The sequence below is a fragment of the Marinobacter salicampi genome (assembly GCF_011074795.1).
Classification (GTDB): Bacteria; Pseudomonadota; Gammaproteobacteria; order Pseudomonadales; family Oleiphilaceae; genus Marinobacter; species Marinobacter salicampi.
Window position 1 is genome coordinate 46,506 of record NZ_JAAMPF010000012.1, and the last position, 16,138, is coordinate 62,643.

13 protein-coding genes are annotated in these 16,138 nt (G+C 58.0%); 2 read left to right on the forward strand and 11 right to left on the reverse strand.

Going from position 1 to position 16,138, the window contains the following annotated elements:
- The first annotated feature begins 2 nt into the window (after positions 1–2).
- On the forward strand, positions 3–908 hold the full coding sequence (locus G7W63_RS04945; RefSeq protein ID WP_166254037.1) for an acyltransferase: 906 nt from the start codon (positions 3–5) through the stop codon (positions 906–908).
- 29 nt (positions 909–937) lie between these two features.
- On the opposite strand, the gene G7W63_RS04950 is transcribed toward G7W63_RS04945, so the two are convergent.
- From G7W63_RS04950 to zapE, 5 genes are all read right to left on the reverse strand, one after another.
- Positions 938–3,640: a LuxR C-terminal-related transcriptional regulator gene (locus G7W63_RS04950; protein ID WP_166254040.1), complete on the reverse strand. Its 2,703-nt coding sequence runs from the start codon at positions 3,638–3,640 to the stop codon at positions 938–940.
- 271 nt (positions 3,641–3,911) lie between these two features.
- Complete coding sequence (locus tag G7W63_RS04955; protein ID WP_166254043.1) at positions 3,912–5,273, reverse strand: DUF1329 domain-containing protein; 1,362 nt, start codon at positions 5,271–5,273, stop codon at positions 3,912–3,914.
- Between the two features lie 37 nt (positions 5,274–5,310).
- Positions 5,311–7,215, reverse strand: a complete 1,905-nt coding sequence (locus G7W63_RS04960; RefSeq protein WP_166254046.1) for a DUF1302 domain-containing protein — start codon at positions 7,213–7,215, stop codon at positions 5,311–5,313.
- A gap of 324 nt (positions 7,216–7,539) precedes the next feature.
- Positions 7,540–8,724: a thiolase family protein gene (locus G7W63_RS04965; protein ID WP_166254049.1), complete on the reverse strand. Its 1,185-nt coding sequence runs from the start codon at positions 8,722–8,724 to the stop codon at positions 7,540–7,542.
- 89 nt (positions 8,725–8,813) lie between these two features.
- A complete protein-coding gene (zapE, locus tag G7W63_RS04970) occupies positions 8,814–9,911 on the reverse strand; it encodes a cell division protein ZapE (protein ID WP_166254052.1) in 1,098 nt (365 codons plus the stop codon).
- 252 nt (positions 9,912–10,163) lie between these two features.
- Between zapE and G7W63_RS04975 the strand changes: the two genes are divergently transcribed.
- Positions 10,164–10,613: a Z-ring associated ZapG family protein gene (locus G7W63_RS04975; RefSeq protein ID WP_166254054.1), complete on the forward strand. Its 450-nt coding sequence runs from the start codon at positions 10,164–10,166 to the stop codon at positions 10,611–10,613.
- 3 nt (positions 10,614–10,616) lie between these two features.
- Here G7W63_RS04975 and G7W63_RS04980 read toward each other — a convergent pair whose 3' ends face one another.
- The 6 genes from G7W63_RS04980 to G7W63_RS05005 all read right to left on the reverse strand — a co-directional run bounded on the left by G7W63_RS04980 (position 10,617) and on the right by G7W63_RS05005 (position 16,084).
- Positions 10,617–11,372: a Nif3-like dinuclear metal center hexameric protein gene (locus G7W63_RS04980; RefSeq protein ID WP_278185415.1), complete on the reverse strand. Its 756-nt coding sequence runs from the start codon at positions 11,370–11,372 to the stop codon at positions 10,617–10,619.
- A 35-nt stretch (positions 11,373–11,407) separates the two neighbouring features.
- Entirely contained in the window at positions 11,408–12,466 is a 1,059-nt protein-coding gene (gene hisC / locus G7W63_RS04985) for a histidinol-phosphate transaminase (protein WP_166254057.1), read from the reverse strand.
- Positions 12,463–13,788: a histidinol dehydrogenase gene (hisD, locus tag G7W63_RS04990; RefSeq protein ID WP_166254059.1), complete on the reverse strand. Its 1,326-nt coding sequence runs from the start codon at positions 13,786–13,788 to the stop codon at positions 12,463–12,465. Before hisD ends, hisC begins: the two co-directional genes overlap by 4 nt.
- Before the next feature lie 57 nt (positions 13,789–13,845).
- Positions 13,846–14,484 carry an ATP phosphoribosyltransferase gene (gene hisG / locus G7W63_RS04995; RefSeq protein WP_166254062.1) on the reverse strand — a complete coding sequence of 213 codons (639 nt, stop codon included), beginning with the start codon at positions 14,482–14,484 and terminating at the stop codon, positions 13,846–13,848.
- A 22-nt stretch (positions 14,485–14,506) separates the two neighbouring features.
- Entirely contained in the window at positions 14,507–15,769 is a 1,263-nt protein-coding gene (gene murA, locus G7W63_RS05000) for a UDP-N-acetylglucosamine 1-carboxyvinyltransferase (RefSeq protein WP_166254065.1), read from the reverse strand.
- Between the two features lie 69 nt (positions 15,770–15,838).
- Complete coding sequence (locus G7W63_RS05005; protein WP_166254068.1) at positions 15,839–16,084, reverse strand: BolA family protein; 246 nt, start codon at positions 16,082–16,084, stop codon at positions 15,839–15,841.
- Between the last annotated feature and the right edge of the window lie 54 nt (positions 16,085–16,138).

Sequence of the window (16,138 nt, forward strand, 5' to 3'; positions counted from 1 at the left end):
CCATGCTCACGTTCTTGCCGGCGCCTGTCAAAGGTACCCTTGCAGCGGTGCTAATTCTGCTCAACACCCTTTGGTTATTCCCGATACTCATGGTGTTCGCCGTGCTGAAGCTGATCATTCCGCTGGCCGGAGTCCGGCGTTTCTGCACCCTGGTGCTGAACCGGATCGCGTACCTCTGGATCGGTTTCAACAATTGCCTGCTGGACCTGTTGCACAGCATCCGCTGGGATGTGCGGGGTGCGGAAGGCCTGGACCGCAAACACTGGTACTTTGTCACTTGCAATCACCAGACCTGGGCGGACATCCCCGCCATCCAGTACGTACTTAACGGCCGCATACCGCTGCTGAAGTTCTTTCTCAAGAAGGAGCTTATCTGGATACCTTTTTTGGGCGTGGCCTGGTGGGCGCTGGATTTTCCGTTTATGCGGCGTCACACCAAAGAGCAGATTGCCAAACGTCCGGAACTTCGCGGCTCGGACCTTGAAACCACCCGCAGGGCCTGTGAAAAGTTCCGCACTATTCCGGTGACCGTTTTCAATTTCATGGAGGGAACACGGTTTACCCCTGAAAAGCATGCCGCCCAGAATTCGCCCTACCGCCACCTGTTGCGACCGCGGGCAGGCGGAACAGCGTTCGTGTTGGGGGCCATGGGAGACACCCTGCATACCATGCTGGACATTACCATCGTCTACCCCCAGGGCAACGCAACCTTCTGGCGCTACCTCTGCGGTCAAGTCAGGCACATTATCGTGGATATCAAGACTTTGGAGATTCCCCGACAGTACCTGGGAATGGACTACGCCAACGAGTCTGAACTGCAAAAAGAATTCCAGGCCTGGATCAGCGAACTCTGGGCTGAGAAAGACGCCCGGATAGACCGGATCCAGGACTCGCGAATAGACTCGTGAATCGGTCTCGTGAGTTGTTTGCCTGAGCGCTAGAGCAAGCCGAGCTCCCTGGCCCGAACGATGGCCTGGGTGCGGGATTTCACTTCCAGCTTGGCATTGATACGCCGGGCATGGGTTTTGACGGTATGCAGGGAAATATGCAGCTTGTCAGCGATGTCCTGGTTGGAAAGCCCCATGGCGATCAGCTCGAGCACACCCTGCTCCCGTTCACTGATAGGGTCGGCCAGGACGCTCACGGTTTCGCCGGCCTCGTTGGTAACGCCATTAAGGCCGAACACACCTTTCAAAGCATGCACAAACTCACTATCGGCCATAACCGGGACCAGGGTTTTCATCAGACTGCTGAGTTCGTAACGCAGTTCGACGAACGGGCTGAGATAATGCTCTTCCGACGCTTTCTCAACGGTCGCTCGCAGGAGGCCCAGGGCCTTGTCTTTCTTGCCACCCTGGGCTTGAACCAGCGCTTCCAGCAGGTTGCCGTAGAGCTGCATGCCAAATGCCTGGACCGGGCTGGCCTTCAGTCGCTCGATCTCTACCCTGGCCGACTCAGCCTTGTTGCACGCCAGAGCATGGCGCACCTGGAAGGTATCGAGCAGGCCCGGCAGCATCGGAAACAGCTCCGGTACTCGGCCCTGTTCGCGATAGGCCTGCAGTTTTTCCAAGGCAGCGCCGGCGCTGTCGTATTGTTCCTGACTGAGCCAGCAGGTCACCTTCAGGGCTTCGAGTACCGGCTCGTAAACCCCATCGTCCACATGCCAGAGTTGCATGGTGCGCTCTGCCTGACCAATCCACGAAAAAGCCTCATCGGTCCTGCCCTCGGCTTTTGCTATAAGTGTTCGCAGGGCCATGATAACCAGAAAGGCAAGGTCCCGGGTCTGCTCAGCATAGCGGGCGTAATGGACCAGCACGCGGGCAGCTTCAGCGATTTTTCCCTGGTGCCAAAGCACCAGCGCCAGGCCAAGCTGCAGACGCCCTTCACCGATGCGTGGTGGCCGGGCCGGGTCGCTCATGACGGTATCCAGGCCGTGACGAAGGAGCTGTTCGGCATGCCTAAGGTAGCCTTTACCCAGCTCAAGCCGTGCGTGGTCGTAGACGGCGAGCATTTCGCAACCTGCATCACCGGATTCACGGGCCAGGCGGGAGGCACTGCGGTTGGCGCTGCGGGCTTCACCGAAACGGCCGACGGCACACAGAGCGCTGGAGCGAACAAGCAGCGACATGAACCGGGCATGGGTTGTCAGTCCTGGCTCACCAAGAGCGGTGTCGGCCTGGTCAAGGGACTCGGTGATATCACCCTCCCCTCGAAGAATGAAGGCCCTTAGAGCCGCCACCCGTCCATCAAGGTTTCGCTCCTCTTCGGGTGTCAACGAGCCAACCAGTTTCCGGGCTTCCCGAAACTGGCCACCGATGGCATGAACCCAGCCATAGACCAGACGCAACCGTGGGCTTTTCTGAACCAGATCCGGCGGCAGCGAACGCCTTAGCCTGAGCAAAGAAGCGGTATCCTGGCTCACCAACAGGGCCTCTGAACCTTCTGAGGCAATGCCAAGGGCATGCTCAACATCATGGCTGATCAATGCATAACGCAGGGCTTCCGAGTAGTCGCCCCGGGCCTTGAACCAGTCGCTGGCAATCCTGGCCCTTGGCTGGGTGCCAGTCGCCCCCCTGGCCAACAGCCAGTCCCGTGCCAAGGGATTGAGCCTGAACCACCGGCCCCGTCCGGGAACTGAGCGAAGTGGCAATCCCCGCGCCGCCGCGCCGGAAGGGCAGAATCCCTGGTCGCAGGTCGGGTCGGCAATATGCATGAACAGGTCATCGGATACGGTATCGAATTCTGCCATCAAGCACAGCGAACGTTGTTGGCCGGGGGTCAGCCGGGCAAACAGCGCATCGTGGAGAAAACGCTGGACACCCTGGGCCTCCTGGATTGGCAGGCGTTCCTGGTCGTTGCTCTGAAGCTCCTTCCGGTACAGTGCCAGAGGAGTAAGCCAGCCCTCGGTAAGCCCATAAACATGCTCTACTGCATGAAGCGTCAGGCTCCCCTGAGCCATCTCGTGCTCGAAGAAGGCCAGGGTCTCGGGCCGGGTCAGCTCAAGATTCTCGGACGTAACCCGGTGAAACCGACCCTCAAGGGCATGCTGATGGGTTTCGATGGGGAGGGGCTGGCGGGAGACCAGCACCAGTCGCAACCCTTCGGGCAGTTCCTGGACCAGGTACTCCAGAATGGCGACCGCAGGCGCCGTTACCAGTACATCCACACCGTCCAGCACCAGAGTGAGGGCTTGCGCCGGATGACTGTCGGCCCGAAAACTGGTTAACAGCAGGGTCAGAGCATCGGTGAGAGAGCCGGACACGGGCTTTGACAGGGACTGATGCCGAAGTTCGGGCCGCTTGAGCGCCAGCATCAACAAAACCAGCAGCCGCGACGGGTCGTTGTCCTGGGCGGTCAGGCTGATCCAACTGACGGAAGCGTCAGAGTGATCCGCCAGGGCATGGTTCAGGGCCTGGGATTTACCGTAGCCGGCAGGAGCTTCAATATGCAGTATGCCGTCGCTCTGCAGCGGGCCTGATAGCTTTTCGCGGATCCGCGCCAGATCGATTGCCGGCTCCAGGCGCCGGGGTGTCCTGATCCGGTGCTGAAGCAGATCCCAGATCAATTCCCCGGCTTGCGCACCACTGGCCAACGACACGTACTCATCGTTGGCCGCACAGCCCTCGTCAAATGGTTTCAATCTTTGCCCCGTTGATTCACTGACAACGTATGGACGGAAGGGGGCCCCCTTACCGTGTATCAGAGGCGGGCTTAAGTACCGGGAAAGAGCAGACTTTCCGGCTATCCAAAGCTAACCCTTTTGTCTTATAGACCAAAGGTTAAACCAAACAGAGGGTCAGGCGCAAAATACTGGCGGTATTAAACACAATTCTAAACAATTCGGGCACATAAAAAAGCCGGCGCACTTGGCGCCGGCTTCAGACTACTTTCAAATGAAGTAATCGAATGCCTTAACGGGTACCCGCACGGCGCAGGGCCGCCGGAGTGTAATCCCTTGAGTGGCGCTTGGCGCCAAACTCGTAAGGATTGGTTTCTTCGTTGGTCAGACCCAGGGCCAGGTAACGGCCTGACAGTAGGTCGTACAGGGTTTCGATCGCATACCAGGGCACTTCCTGATCGTAAAAGTGCATGTTATGGGCTTCTGCTACCCGCCACAGGTCACCACGGCCGTCGTAGTGATCAATGATGGAAGCCTGCCAGCTGTCCTCATCAAAATAAAAGTCACGTTGTGCGTAGATGTGGCGCGCGCCGGACTTAAGCTTTGCCTGTACATGCCATACCCGGTGAAGCTCGTAGCGGGTGTAATCCTGGTTGATGTGGCCGGCCTGGACAATTTCGTCGTAGCTCAGGTCACGGCTAACCAGTTCATAGGAGTTGTACGGGATGTACATTTCCTTTTTACCCACCAGTTCCCACTCGTATCGATCAGGCGCACCGTTAAACATGTCAAAGTTGTCGGTGGTACGCATGCCATCAGAGGCGGTGCCCGGTCCGTCGTAAGCTACCTGGGGAGCACGGCGAACCCGGCGCTGACCGGCGTTATAGACCCACGCACGGCGACCTTCCTTGACCTGGTCGATGGTTTCGTGGACCAGCAGCACGTTGCCCGCAAGACGGGAAGGAGCCGTGATGGCCTGCTTGAAGTAGAACAATACGTTAGGGTCCTGATCAGGCTCATAATCTGTCAGCGCAGTCCGCCAGGTAAGCTCATCCTGGAACTTGACCACACTGAAGGCGCCGTCGGCAGTCGGCGTAACCTGGCCCACATTCCGCACCACGGAGCCACCACGGTACCGGGTAATATGGTTCCAGATAACTTCCAGACCATTTTGCGGAATCGGGAACGGCGTTGCGTTCTGATAGTTTTCCAGACCGTTACCGCCGCTGATCAGCCCGACCTTCGTTGCGTTCTCAACGGTCTCCTCAAGGATATCGTCAGGATATTTCGCAGTCCGGTGGGTTTTATAGACCGGCATCTTGTAGGTGCTGTACTTTTTGATCATTGCCACCTGGCCGGGAGACAGATTCTCCGCGTACTGGTCAACATTGCTCTGATCAATAGTAAACAGCGGCTCTTCGTCCGCAAACGGATCGACGTAGATGCCGTCGCCCTTGTAGTCGCTGGGGATGTCGGTCAAGCCGCCATCCCAGGCTGGTATTTCGTCGCCATTACCGGCTTTTTCCGCGCCGATACGGGTCAGGGAATCGCCCAGCTTCGCGGCTTCCTCCGCAGACACCGCTGCGAAGGTGTTGCCAGCGAACAGGGATGCGGTCAGCACACCCGTGGCAATCAGTTTCTTGTTCAGTTTCATTTAATTTTCCCTCGTTAAACGAATTCGGACCCGATGATCAGAACGAGTAGGACACGCTCGCACTGATGAAATCGCGATCGGTCAGCTCGTTATACGGTTTGCCATCGAAAAAGTTTGTGTAGCCAATGGTGCCGCTGTACTGGTTCTGGTAAACGCCAGTCAGGGAAACACCGATGGACTTATTGTCCTCGTTGAACGCTCCGCCCGGCTGAGGACCATAACCCTTAACATCATGGGACAATGCCAGCTGTGGCTGCAGATTGATACCGGCGAATACGCTTGGGTAATCCCAAACGAAGCGGGCACGATAGCCCCATGAGAAATCGGTTACAAACCCTTCGTTGTTGCAGTAGTTTGTGTTTATGTTCTCGGGGTCTGCTCCTCCAGCGCCCAAACAAGCGTCGCCGGAAGCAACGGGTAAGGTACCAATACCAAAGGTACCGGAGCGGCCATAGCGTGCCTCATCCGTGTCTGGCAGATCGTGGATATAGGTCGCTCCCACCTCTGCGATGACTGACAGGCGGCTTGCGCCCATGACCTGATCAATAAACTTGATCAGGGTGACCTGTGCCTGGGACACCTTGAAGCGGTCGTAGCCTTCAGACGGCTTACCCGCCAGGTTCGCTCCACCGGCTTCTTCCACCCGCTGCTCTTCAAGTAAGCTTAGGGTTTCGCCATTCGGCCCGCGCTTCTGTAGACCGGCAAAAATTAGCTCAAAAGCATTCCACTGGATCGGCATGTTGTCGCGGAAGCTGTACTCACCGCCCACTGACCAGCCACCAGGAGCAGTAGTGTTGATACTGATACCGTAAAGGTTGATGTTCTCCGGGTACTCGATGTAATAGCTCGGGAACTGGGAACTGGGCAAGTTTGGATCGTTCTGCTGAGAACCGGTAGGGCTCGACGGGTTATTGGTCAAACCGCTAACGTACGGCAGGCGACTGTTGTACTTGATGTAATAGAAACCAAGCTCAGAGTCATTCAACGCAGGTACATACCAACGCAGGGCAACACCGAACTGGTCTTTCTCATCTGCTTCCTTGTCACCGATCCGCGGAGCAACAAAGCCCTGGGCGAAGGCCTGGGAATCACGCAGCTCACCAGCGAGCAGTACCGGACCACAGCCGTCCGCCGCAAAATCGTTGGTAGAGAAGAAGGTTCCGCAATCGTCCGGGTTAATAGGATCCCAGTCGGTCTGAACAAATGCCTCTACGGTGACATCCGGCGTGATGCCAGCAGACATATAAAGCATTTCAACAGGTAACAGAGCATCTTTCAGCTCGGAACCGGGCGCCCGGAAGGCCGGTACGTCAATCGGGTTGATGGTATTGATGCCGCCCTGGATAAAGGTGCTCTCGCCCCAGCTCACTACCTGCTTGCCGTAGCGGACACTCAGAGGCGTGTCACCCAGGTACCAGTCGGTGAAGATGTACGCGTCCAGAAGGTCAACGCCGGAAGCGTTGTCTTTCGCTTCTTCGTTCAGCTCCCGCCGCTGGCCCACGAAGTCGACCGCGCGCTGCTCATCTTTAAGCTCGAAGTCGTAGTAGTAACGACCACGAACGAAGGCCCCCACCCGGGTCAACACGTCACTGTCGGTGTTGTAGTTCAGGAAGAGGTCGGTGCGGCCCTTGACCACTTTGGAGACGGTATCGCCCTTTTCAAAGTTCAGGTTGCCGTCATCGTAGTTGTTGGTAGAGGCGCCAATGTTGGCCTTTGACCCGCCGGGGGTGTATTCAGGCCCCAGGTTACCCTGACCGATCAGTCGCTTGTCGCGATCCTGTGTACGCCAGGTCGCGCCAGCTGACAGTGTGGTGTCAAGCGAGGCTTCGACGTCCCCAACATAGAATGAAAATGCTGACGCCGGACCGGAAATGCCAGCGGCAATAGCTACAGCCAAAGGCAATTTTGCCCACTGCTGCCACTGATGGTTTTTTCTTGTCATTGGAAGGCTACTCCATTGTTGTTCTGAGTCGCTGCTCTATTTATTGGTCTTCACGATAAGGTTTGGAGGCTTCATGCACACAGTGCTCGTGATAGTCGCACTATAGCTAAGGCGGTTGGAGGCTTTGATCAGTCAAAAGTATGATTTTGCACTCATACCCGCCGGGCACCCTGCCGTCACACTGTCCGGGCCGTTTTGCCTTGACTCACTATAGACACAAATTTCCAAGGCAACCAGTTGCACAAAGCCTTAAAAAACGAATCATTCCAATCTTCGGCCGTAAAAAAGCCAGTCCGGAGACTGGCCCTTAATTGCGGCGGCTGATCAGAGCATTTCTATGGCCATGGCAGTGGCCTCGCCACCGCCTATGCACAGAGCGGCAACGCCCTTTTTCCCACCCTGGCGCCTGAGGGCGTTCATCAGGGTCACAAGCAGCCGCGAACCGGTTGAGCCCACCGGGTGGCCCTGGGCACAAGCGCCGCCAAAAATATTAACTTTGTCCGGATCAAGACCCAGTTCCCGAATCGGCATCATGGCGACCATGGCAAAGGCTTCATTGATTTCGAACAGATCAACATCATCCCGACTCCAGTTTGCCTTCTCGAACAGAGTGCGGATGGCTCCCACGGGCGCGCAGGTAAACTCGGACGGATGCTGTGAATGGGTGGCATGGGCGACGATACGTGCCAGAGGCTCAAGTCCACGGCGTGCAGCCTCGCTTTCACTCATCAGGACCAGGGCCGAAGCGCCGTCGGATATGGATGAGGCATTGGCCGCCGTGACCGTGCCATCCTTGCTGAAAGCCGGTCTCAGGGTGGGGATTTTATCCATATTAGCGGTCAGCGGTTGCTCGTCATCCTCGACCACAACCTCCCCTTTGCGGGTGCGGACGGTGACAGGAACGATTTCCTCCTTGAGAAAGCCTTCCTTTATGGCGTGCTGGGCCCGCTTCAGGGAGTTGATGGCATAGGCATCCATGTCTTCCCTCGTATAACCCTTCTGATCCGCAACATCCTGGGCAAAAGCGCCCATCAGCCGACCAGTTTCTGCATCTTCCAGGCCATCAAGAAACATATGATCCTGAGGCGCGTCACCGGCACCCATGCGATAGCCCTTGCGGGCATTGAGCAGCAGGTAGGGCGCGTTGGACATGCTCTCCATACCGCCGGCAACCATGATGTTATTGCTGCCCGCCCGGATCAGGTCGTGTGCCAGCATGGTCGCTTTCATGCCGGAGCCGCACAGTTTATTGATCGTGGTGGCACCTGTGTTGTCCGGCAGCCCTGCCTGACGCATGGCTTGCCGCGCCGGGCCCTGTTTGAGGCCGGCGGGCAGAACGTTACCCATAATCACTTCCTGCACGTCGTCAGGGGCGATGCCTGCGCGGCGAACTGCTTCAGCAATGGTCAGGGCGCCAAGTTCCGGGGCGCTGATGCTGCTCAGGCTACCCTGAAAACCGCCCATGGGGGTCCGCACACCGCTGACAATAACTACGTTTTCCAGACTCATCTATTTTCCTCAGTACAATGACAATTTATCCAAGCACTTGCGCTCGTGGCACTAGCGAGAGCAGGTGTCCTCCCTGACACAGGCTTGCCTTAGGGTTTATGGGCTGCTTCAAGATATTCATGGGATTGCATTTCGAGCAAGCGCGATTCGGTACGCTCGAATTCAAACGCAAGCCTGCCGCCGGCGTAGAGTTCGGTAATAGGCGCCTCAGCCGACATGATGACCTTGACGTTGCGGTCATAGAACTCGTCAATCATGTTCACAAACCGCCGGGCCTGGTCTTCTTTAGTGCCCCCCAGCACGGGCACGTTGCTGATAATAATGGCGTGAAATTCCCGGGCCAGCTCAATGTAGTCGTTCTGGCTTCGGGGGCCGTCACACAGTTCCCGGAACTCGAACCACACCACATCATCCGCATGGGCCCTGGCCTTCAAGGTGCGACCGTTGATCTGCAACTCCAACGTGTGATTGCCCGCCTCTACCGCCAGGCTGTCGAAGCTCTTACTGAGGCTTTTGTCTGCGCCTTCATCCAGGGGCGTATAATAAAGCTCGGCCTGCTCCAGGCTACGCAGGCGGTAATCAACGCCGCCGTCAACGTTCACCACCTCGGTGTGTTTTTTGACAAGACTTATGGCTGGCAGAAAGCGGGCGCGCTGGAGGCCGTCCTTATACAGACCATCGGGCTCGATATTGGAGGTGCAGACCAGGGTAACCCCTCGGCTAAAGAGCCCCTCAAGGAGCGTCGCCAGGATCATGGCGTCCCCGATATCTGAAACGAAGAACTCGTCGAAACAGATAACCCTGGCCTCGTCGGCGAATTGTTTTGCCACATGGTCCAGGGGGTTCTTTTGCCCTTTCAACCGGGTGAGCTCGCGGTGGACCCGCTGCATGAAACGGTGAAAGTGCACCCGCATCTTGCGGTCAAAGGGCAACGACTCAAAGAACGTGTCCATCAGGTAGGTTTTGCCGCGCCCCACGCCGCCCCAGAAATACAGGCCTTTGACGGGATCCTCCTTGCCTTTCTGCAGGGCCCTGCGCAATTTGACCATGGTTTTGTGGCGCCGACTTTCCGCCTCGACCAGTTTGTCGTACAGTGACTGCAATCGGCGTACTGCGTCTTCCTGCGCAGGATCTTTCTCAAAGCCCTCTTGGGCGAGGTCATGCTGGTAGCGTTGCCAAGGTGTCATCAATAGCCTTCTCGCTTTTTCGTGGGGCTTGCCTTAAATTCAGGCGGCGTATTGTCGCCGATTTTGGTAACTTCTTCCATTGCCCCGAGAGCAGGCCATGGCGCGGCTCAGGCGTAGTCGGTGACATTCGGGGTGGATGAGATACCCGGCAATAAGACGATTGGATCAGTGTCGACCATGGGCTCTGGACGCAACCAACGTTATACTAATGGTTTACGGACTAATCTTGTCACACACAGGACACTACTGCTTATGACGAACCTGATCCTGATTGCTATTGCAGCTTTGGTCATCGGCCTGGGGGTTGGTGTGCTGCTTGGTCGCTCGAATACCAGCACCAGCTTGCGCCGCCGTCGGGCAGAGCAACAGATCGACGAACTTCGTAGCGAATACACCCGTTACCAGGCTCAGGTCAACGAGCACTTCATGGAATCTGCCCACCTGCTGCGCCGGTTTAACGATGCCTATCGGGACGTGAACCAGCATATGGCCCGCGGCGCAAACCGGCTGTGCAACGACGAAGACTGGCTGGAAGAGATTGAGCAGAACTCCGCCAAGGCGCGCCTGGCTGGAGGCCACAGCGAGGGCGGCTTCGAGCCACCCAGGGACTACGCACCCAAGAGTGGCCCGGAAGATAAAGGCACTCTGGCTGAAGATTTCGGACTGGGCAAGAAAGAAAAGCCTGATCAGCCTGTGCGCTGATCACTACACCGGGTTGTCGCAGTCCAGAAACCGGTGTTCAATACCAAATTCCTCAGCCAATGCCTCTCCCAACGCCTGGACCCCATACCTTTCCGTGGCGTGATGGCCTGCGGCAAAGTAATGAATGGCTCCCTCCCGGGCGCTGTGGGTCGTAGGCTCCGAAATTTCTCCACTCAGGTAGGCATCTGCCCCCGCATCAATGGCTTTGCCGATAAACCCCTGGGCTGCCCCGGTGCACCAGGCGACACGCCGGATCCGGTCCGGGCCGCAACCAACGTGGAGAGCCGTTCGACCGAGGCGGCCGGCCACGTGCAAGGCAAACTCTTCTGGTGTTAACGGCTCGGGTAACTCCCCCGACCACAGGAGCCCATCCATAGGCTGGGCCTGCTCCAGGCCTAGCACCACGGCCAGCTGCCGGTTATTGCCGTACTCCGGATGATCATCAAGAGGAAGATGGTAGGCCACCAGGTTGAGGTCATGGGACAGAAGGGTTTTCAGACGGGAACGCTTGATCCCGGTAATCGCCTGGTTTTCGCCCTTCCAGAAGTAGCCATGGTGAACCAGAATCATATCCGCCCCGGCTTCGACCGCGGCGTCAAGCAGGGCCTGGGACGCAGTTACGCCACTGACGATCCGGCGTATGTCCGGTTTCCCCTCAACCTGAAGCCCATTTGGACAGTAATCCTGGAAGCGCTCCGGCTCCAGCCAGCGGTTAAGGGTTGCCATGATGTCCTGACGCCTGGCCGTATGGGTGCTCATGATGGTGCTCCTGGTCAGATGCTTGGGGTCCTGATCTAGGACAATATCCGGGGCAGCGAGTCCAGCAAGGCATCATTCTGGTCGGGTCTGCCAATGGTAATACGCAGGAAGTCCGAGATTCTCGGCTTATGAAAGTGCCGCACGATGATACCAACTTCCCGAAGTGCAAGGGCCAGATCGGCCCCCTCGTGGTCCGGGTGACGTGCAAACAGGAAGTTCGCCCGGGACGGCAGCACCTCAAATCCGAACTTTTCAAGCCCCAGCGCCAGGCGTTTGCGCTCCTGGATCACCGCCTGGCGGGTATGTTCGAAGTACGGGGCATCCTCATAGGCGGCTATGGCACCTGCCAGGGCCAGCCGGTCCAGGGGGTAGGAATTGAAACTGTTCTTGACGCGCTCTAAAGCCTCAATCAGGTCACGGTGCCCGACAGCAAACCCCACCCGGAGGCCTGCCAGCGAGCGTGCTTTGGAAAGGGTCTGGCAGACGAGAAGGTTCGGGTAGCGATCCACCAGCGTAATGGCCGAATCGCCGCCGAAGTCCACGTAGGCCTCATCCACCACCACGACCCGGTCAGGGTTAGCGGCAATGATACGCTCTACCTGGTCCAATTCCAGGTAGCGACCGGTAGGCGCATTGGGATTGGGAAATATGACGCCGCCGTTGGGCTGACGGTAATCGTCGGCATTGATCTCGAACTGGTCTGTCAGGGCAACCGGTTTGCCCTCGATGCCATAAAGCCCGCAGTAGACCGGGTAGAAACTGTAGGTAATGTCCGGATACAGCACCGGCTCGCCATGCTGAAACAGCGCCTGGAAAATATGAGCCAGAACTTCATCTGAGCCGTTGCCCAAAAATACCTGAGCCGGCGTCACCTTGTGACAGCGCGCCAGGGTCTGTTTCAGTGCCTCTCCCTCTGGGTCGGGGTACAGGCGCAGGCTGTCCCCAAGCTCCTTCTTAATGGCTTCAATCACCTTGGGTGAGGGCCCGAACGGGTTTTCATTGGTGTTCAGCTTGACCAGATTCGCCATCTTCGGCTGCTCGCCAGGCACATAGGGGACCAGACGTTCAACCAGGGGGCTCCAGAACCGGCTCATTGACCAGCCTCCCTTTCCCGATTCACCCGGTACTCAGCCGAGCGCGCATGTGCCGTCAGACCTTCTCCTCGGGCGAGCACCGAGGCCACCCGACCCAGCCGGTCAGCACCGGCGGCCGAAAAACCGATCAGTGACGAGCGCTTCTGGAAATCGTAAACCCCCAGTGGCGAAGAAAATCGCGCCGTGCCTGAGGTAGGCAGCACATGATTCGGCCCCGCACAATAGTCACCCAGCGCCTCCGCCGTGTGACGCCCCATGAAAATGGCGCCGGCGTGGCGAATCTGATCCGCCAGAGCTGCCGGCTCCGCGACCGACAGCTCCAGGTGTTCCGGCGCTATCCGGTTGGAGATACGAGCTGCCTCCGCCAGGTCCGACACTTCGATAAAGGCTCCCCGGCAGGTCAGGGATTCAGCAATGATGTCTGCCCGCTCCATGGTGGGCAAAAGCTTGAGGATACTGGCTTCCACCGCGTCCAGAAACGCTTTGTCAGGACTGATCAGTATCGACTGCGCCTGCTCGTCATGCTCGGCCTGGGAAAACAGGTCCATGGCGATCCAGTCCGGGTCGGTCAGGCCGTCACAGATGATCAATATTTCCGAAGGGCCGGCAATCATGTCGATACCAACCACTCCGAACACCTCGCGCTTGGCAGTCGCGACAAAGATATTGCCCGGCCCCACGATCTTGTCCACCGCAGGCACGGTCTCGGTGCCGTACGCCAGGGCTGCCACCGCCTGGGCTCCGCCCAGGGTAAACACCCTGTCGACACCGGCAATCGCGGCAGCGGCAAGGACCATCTCATTCACGACACCGGCGGGCGTCGGCACCACCATGATTACTTCCCCGACCCCGGCGACTTTTGCCGGGATCGCATTCATCAACACCGAGGACGGATAGGCTGCTTTCCCCCCTGGCACATAGAGCCCGGCCCGATCCAGGGGTGTCACCTTCTGGCCCAGAACCGTGCCGTCAGCATCCTCGTACTGCCAGGATGACTGTAGCTGACGCTGGTGATAGTCCCTCACCCGTTCGGCTGCGTGCTCCAGGGCTTCACGCTGGGCCTGGGGAATGCCGTTCAGGGCCTCATGTAGTCGCTCTGACGAAATCTCAAGATCAGCGACACTAACCGCTTTCAGCTTGTCGAATTTCTCAGTGAATTCCAGAACCGCGGCATCGCCACGCCGTTTTACCTCAGCCAGGATATGACGTACCGACTCGTTGACCTGGTGATCCACACTGTCATCCCACGCCAGCAGGCGCGTGAGCGTCGTGTCAAAATCGGCCTGTGCAGCGGACAGGCGGGTAATGGCGAGGTCGGTCATGTCCATTCCTTCTTAGGCATTGGATGAGGCTGGTTCGGGCTCAGAACAAACAGCGGTTTACCGCCGGCGGTCTACTGCTAGACCCATTTGCTCAATGATAGGGTTTAACTGTTGGTGTTTCATCTTCATGCTGGCCCGATTAACCACCAGGCGGGTGCTGATGTGGTCAATGAGGGCGCGGGGCTCAAGGCCGTTGGCCTTGAGGGTATTGCCGGTATCGACGATGTCGACGATTTCATCGGCCAGCCCGAGGATGGGGGCCAGCTCCATGGCACCGTATAGCTTGATAATATCCGCCTGCCGACCCTGGGAGGCATAGTATCGCCGGGCCAGGTTGACGAACTTGGTGGCGACCCGAAGCCGCCCTGGCGGCGGTGTGATTCCGACCGCGCCGGCGGTCATCAGCCGGCAGCGGGCGATGTTCAGGTCCAGTGGCTCGTACAAGCCTTCTCCGCCATGCTCCATCAGCACGTCCTTGCCGGTAACGCCAAGGTCAGCGCCGCCATACTGCACGTAGGTGGGCACGTCGGTCGCCCGAAGAATAAGAATGCGCACATTTGGGTCGCTGGTAGGAAAGACCAGCTTGCGTGACTTTTCCACGTCGTCCAGAAGCTCGATCCCTGCCTCTTTCAGCAGAGGCAGGGTTTCCTTTAGGATGCGCCCTTTCGATAGCGCGATGGTGATGCTTTCGGTCATGGTCCTTCCCGGTGTGTAATGGTCAGCCCGGCATCCGCCGGATACTGGCACCCAGCAATTGCAGCTTTTCCTCGATGCATTCGTAGCCCCGGTCGATATGATAGATCCGGTCCACAATGGTATCGCCCTCCGCCACCAGGCCGGCTATAACCAGGCTGGCTGACGCCCTGAGGTCTGTGGCCATCACCGGCGCACCGGTCAGATGAGGAACGCCTTTGATAATGGCAGCGTTGCCTTCGATGTTGATATCGGCACCCATGCGGATCAACTCCTGGATGTGCATGAACCGGTTCTCGAACACCGTCTCAACGATCACACCCGTGCCTTCTGCCACACAGTTCATGGCCGCAAATTGCGCCTGCATATCGGTGGGGAACGCCGGGTAAGGGGCGGTGCGCAAGCTGACGCTCTTGGGCCGGTTGCCCTTCATATCCAGCTCGATCCAGTCCTTGCCCGTAGTGATATGCGCCCCGGCTTCGTCCAGCTTCAGGAGCACGGCTTCCAGCAAATTCTCGCGGGTATCCTTGACCTTGATCCGGCCGCCGGTTGCTGCAGCCGCGACCAGATAGGTTCCGGTCTCGACACGGTCAGGTAATACATCGTAGTGGCACCCGTGCAGGCGCTCGACCCCATGAATTTCAATGGTTGCGGTGCCGTGACCACGGATGTCGGCTCCCATGGCGATCAGGCATTCCGCCAGGTCCACCACCTCCGGCTCGCGGGCGGCATTCTCGAGAATGGTCTTGCCGTCTGCCAGGGCCGCGGCCATCATCAGGTTCTCGGTGCCGGTGACGGTGACGGTATCTAGGAAGATATGCGCACCTTTCAGGCGACCATTGGACCTGGCCTTGATGTAGCCGTTTTCCACCTTGATGATGGCGCCCATCATTTCCAGACCGTGAATATGAAGATTCACCGGCCGGCTTCCGATGGCGCAGCCGCCGGGCAAGGAAACCTCTGCCTCGCCGAAATGCGCGATCAGTGGTCCGAGCACCAGGATCGATGCCCGCATGGTTTTGACCAGCTCATAGGGCGCATGAAAGTGCTTGATGGTGTTGGCGTGGACCTCGACACTCATTTTCTCGTCGACCATCATTTCTACGCCCATGCCGCCCAGCAGCTCGAGCATGGTGGTAATGTCGTGCAGGTGAGGCAGGTTGCCCACCGTCACTGGCTCATCCGCCAGCAGGGTCGCCGCAAGAATAGGCAGTGCGGAGTTCTTGGCCCCGGATATCCGGATCTCACCATCAAGGGGTTTGCGACCGCAAATCAGTAGTTTATCCACATCGGTGTCCTGTGTCGGTGATAGGCCGGGCGCCCTGGAGCAACTCGGGGGTCAACAGCTCGGTCAGACTCATTGGGTCTTCTTCTCGGCCCATTGAGCTGGGGTGAACGCCTTGATGGTCAGCGCGTGAATGGTACCTTCCGCTAACTGGGTATTGAGGGCGCCATAAATGAGCTGCTGTTTTTTGACCGGGGACATGCCCTCAAACCGGTCGCCAACAGCGATCACCAAGTAGTGATTGCCTTCGTTGCGTACTTCGATTTCGCAATCCGGTAGTTCCTGCTTGACCAGTTCGGCTACTTGCTGGGCTTCCATACTCGGTCCTCGGCTTCGTTTTAAATCAGGGGCGGAATTGTAACCAATTCCGGA